Raw genomic sequence first — 1,128 nt, 5'->3', positions numbered from 1 at the left:
TTTATACCATTTCTTTTGTTAATTTACTCAATAAATTGTATATTGTAGTATGGCAAAACAAATAGATATAGAAATAAAAGAGAGTGAGTCTGAACTAAAGTCACTACTAAATAATCAGAGCCAACTTCTGCAATACCAGCGAGCCAAAGCCTTGTTACTAATCAAACAAGGTAAAGTTACTTATACATATGAATTAGCCAAGAAACTTAAGCGTGAGCGTAAAACGATTTACAATTGGCTTAAGTTATATAAGCAAGATGGTATAACAGGTTATTTAAAAGTAAAAAGTAGAGGGTCTCGAAGAGAAGAAATTCCCCAAGATGTAAAACAAGCATTAGCAGAACAGCTATCCAATCCTTCAACTACTATAACTAGTTATGTTGAGCTATTGGAATGGATAGAATGCAACTTCGGTATCTTATTAAACTATAAAACACTTTATAGTCATTGTAGAACGCATCATAAAAGTGTGCTAAAAGTAGCTAGAAAATCACATCACAGAAAAGATGAACAGGCTGTAGAGGCCTTTAAAAAAACTGCCCCGTCTGTTCAGTGATATTAGAGACAGTCTAAATAAAGATAATTACGATAGTGTTAATCTTTACTTTCAAGATGAAACGCGTTTTGGATTGATGACCAAACAAAAGCGAGTTTTAGTATCTAAAGGCATTAAGCCTATAGGGCAATATCAGCATAGTTATAAGTGGTTATGGCTGTGGGGATGCTTCTCGCCAATTAATGGACAAAGCTTTTACTGGGAAACCCCATTGGTATCTAACTCTATTTTTGAAGGGTTTCTTGATGCTTTTAGTAAGCAAAACCCGAAAGAATTCAAAATCATTATTATGGATAATGCAGGATTCCATGCGTGTCAAAACATTATAATTCCTAAGAACATAAAACTTATAAGAATTCCTCCATATACTCCAGAACTTAATCCTGCCGAAAAAGTATGGCAGTGGATGAAATCTAAAACGGCTATGAAACTCTTCAATGATATGGAAAGATTACAGGAGAAAATTACAGAAATGGTTAACCAACTGAACCCAAAACTCATAAAATCTATCGCAGCTAATTCTTTATTCTCTAAAATGTTTTTTGAGTATTTTTAAATCAGAAATGGTATTA

The 1,128-nt window shown here is 33.1% G+C and carries 2 protein-coding genes; both read left to right on the top strand.

All coding sequences use genetic code 11. From position 1 onward, the window contains the following. The first annotated feature begins 49 nt into the window (after positions 1 to 49). On the top strand, positions 50 to 556 hold the full coding sequence (locus tag EM932_RS20685; RefSeq protein ID WP_135879105.1) for a helix-turn-helix domain-containing protein: 507 nt from the start codon (positions 50 to 52) through the stop codon (positions 554 to 556). Beyond that, the gene (locus EM932_RS20680) at positions 537 to 1,112 is read left to right on the top strand and encodes an IS630 family transposase (protein ID WP_317129386.1); all 576 of its coding nucleotides are present in this window, start codon (positions 537 to 539) and stop codon (positions 1,110 to 1,112) included. The genes EM932_RS20685 and EM932_RS20680 overlap by 20 nt, the downstream gene beginning before the upstream one ends. Positions 1,113 to 1,128: the final 16 nt, after the last annotated feature.

Source organism: Flavivirga rizhaonensis (assembly GCF_004791695.1).
Classification (GTDB): Bacteria; Bacteroidota; Bacteroidia; order Flavobacteriales; family Flavobacteriaceae; genus Flavivirga; species Flavivirga rizhaonensis.
The sequence above is the reverse complement of the archived record's forward strand: the minus strand, read 5'-3'. Positions and strand labels throughout refer to the sequence as shown.

Excerpts from the sequence above, each read along its gene's own strand:
- EM932_RS20685 (WP_135879105.1), top strand. The coding sequence starts at position 50 with ATGGCAAAACAAATAGATATAGAAATAAAAGAGAGTGAGTCTGAACTA.